The organism is Desmonostoc vinosum (genome assembly GCF_059505385.1).
In genome coordinates, this window is record NZ_JCACKM010000005.1 from 1 (window position 1) to 2,430 (window position 2,430).

Consider the following 2,430-nt stretch of genomic DNA (forward strand, 5'->3'; position numbering starts at 1 on the left):
CATAGCTTCGCTTAGAGCGACACAGGAGCGTCGCGTCATTACGAATTACGAATTCCCTTGTTACAAATTACTCAAGCCGTATTTAGGCGTAGATTAACTAGTGCGATCGCTTTACCGATTATCCTGCTGTTGCTGTTGTCGGGAATTTCTCGAACCCTACCAGCAAGCTAACTCTACCATTGATACTGCTTTTGAGGAGCTAACTAGTTTAATTTTAGACAATTTAAGTCAGCAAAAACGCTTAAGCCAAATTAAGTTGCAGCAAACAGCGTGGAACCGTTTGATTTTACAAGCGATTTGGCAACCTCATTCTCTTTTCCCCTCAAACTGCGGCATTTACTCAAGAAGATTTAGAAATTGCCACAGAGGTAACTGACCAATTAGCGATCGCTATTCAACAATCTCTGCTGCATAAACCGATCAAGTTTGTCCAGCCAGAAATACAACCAAAAATACACATTTATGCAGAAAAGCAACAAGATTGGATACAGTTATGGATTGTGGACAACGGTATTGGCATTGCGCCCGAACACCAGGAGCGCATTTTTCGTGTCTTTGAGCGATTGCATGGTAATGAGACTTACCCTGGTACGGGCATTGGTTTAGCCATTGTTCGCAAAGGTCTAGAGCGTATGGGCGGTAGATCTGGGGTAGAGTCACAGCCAGATCAAGGTAGTCGCTTTTGGATTGCTCTGCCAAAAGCCATTTTTAATCTCAACGGGATCAATGACTCAAGAAATCCGCATCCTTGTAATTGATGATAATCCGAGCGATCGCGCTTTGGTAATTCGGCAATTGCAAAGAGAATTTTCTCAACTCCACATACAAGAAATTAGAGAACCAGAAGGTTTGGCTCAAGCTGTAGCTGAGGGTAAATTCGATTTGGTAATTACTGACTACCAACTGCGCTGGAGTAACGGATTAGAAGTTTTACACACTATCAAACAGCGTTATCCCAACTGTCCAGTAATTATGTTTACTAACACAGGCAGTGAGGAAATCGCTGTAGAAGCAATGAAATCTGGGTTAGATGATTATGTCCTCAAATTACCTAACCGCTATATTCGTATACCAGCTGCTGTCAAAGTTGCTCTAGAACGAGCAGAAATCAAACGCCGAGCTACTCTTTTAGAAATTCGCCTTCAAGGTTTACTCAATCAATTAAAGGTAGGTATCTTTCGCGCTTACTCAGATGGTAGCTTCATCGAATGCAACAGAGCGTTTCTGGAATTATTAGGTGTTGATTCCCTAACTCAAGCTTCGTCAATGAATCTCTTGAATATTCAAGAGTATTACCGAATGTTACAAAAACAGCCATCACCCCAACAGCAAGAGGACGAATTACAGTTGCACCGCGCCGATGGAACGCTCATTTGGGTAGCATTAAGCACAACCTTGAATCAAATTGAAGGAGAACAGGTGCTAGATGGTTTAATTGAAGATATTACAGCACGCAAACAAACCGACATTGAACTTCAGCAACTTAACCAAACTTTGGAAGAACGAGTTAAAGAACGTACTGCTCAACTAGAAGCAGCAAATCGAGACTTAGCCGAAACAAATAAAAAATTAGAACTTGCCAATCAAGATTTGGAAGCATTTGCTTACTCAATTTCGCACGATCTTCAAGAACCATTACGTGCTATCCAAGGCTTTAGTTCAGTCTTATTAGAGAACCAACGTGAGCAATTTAATCTTGAGCGCCAACAAAACTATTTGCAGTACATTATTACAAGTACACAGCAAGCAGATAAGCTGATTCAAGACCTACTTACATACAGTCGGCTCAGCCGTACAGAAATGCCTTTGCAACCAATTAACTTATCTTTATTAATCGCAGAAATTCTCAGACAATTAGAACTAGAATTTAGGCAACAACAGGCGAGCGTGCAAGTGGCAGAACCTTTAGCTGAAGTAATGGGAAATCGCACAGTTTTGATTCAAGTTATTACTAACTTACTAACCAATGCCATCAAATTTGTGGCACCAGGAGTTCCACCCCAAGTACAAGTATGGACGGAGAAAAAGAATGAATTGATTCGTCTATGGGTAGTAGATAATGGCATTGGCATTGAAGCCAAATATCAGAAAAATATTTTCAATGTTTTTGAGCGCTTACATGGTAGCGAAGTTTATCCAGGTACAGGAATCGGTTTGGCGATCGTGCGGAAGGGGGTCGAGCGTATGGGTGGGCAAGTTGGTGTAGAATCCCAACCTAGACAGGGTAGCCAATTTTGGATAGATTTACCCATAGCTACAGATATAAATCAGTGAACTACCCACACTGACCTGACGGTACAGTGTGAGCTTCCAACTTCACAGAAGATTGCCGCATCTTGGATTTGCGTCCGCGAATTGGTCTTACATCCTCTCCGTTGGCGTTAGCCTCCCCCGTCCCAGAGGAGGACACTACGTTGCGGGGGTTCCCCC

The 2,430-nt window shown here is 42.4% G+C and carries 3 protein-coding genes; all 3 read left to right on the forward strand.

Annotated features, from left to right (window positions below; all coding sequences use genetic code 11):
• Window positions 1-178: 178 nt before the first annotated feature.
• The 3 genes from AC5JMF_RS00730 (at window position 179) to AC5JMF_RS00740 (ending at window position 2,274) form a co-directional block, all read left to right on the forward strand.
• Window positions 179-376, forward strand: a complete 198-nt coding sequence (locus tag AC5JMF_RS00730) for a hypothetical protein (RefSeq protein WP_495793805.1) — start codon at window positions 179-181, stop codon at window positions 374-376.
• Between the two features lie 76 nt (window positions 377-452).
• Window positions 453-758, forward strand: a complete 306-nt coding sequence (locus AC5JMF_RS00735) for a sensor histidine kinase (protein WP_495793806.1) — start codon at window positions 453-455, stop codon at window positions 756-758.
• Window positions 727-2,274, forward strand: a complete 1,548-nt coding sequence (locus AC5JMF_RS00740) for a sensor histidine kinase (protein WP_495793804.1) — start codon at window positions 727-729, stop codon at window positions 2,272-2,274. The genes AC5JMF_RS00735 and AC5JMF_RS00740 overlap by 32 nt, the downstream gene beginning before the upstream one ends.
• Window positions 2,275-2,430: the final 156 nt, after the last annotated feature.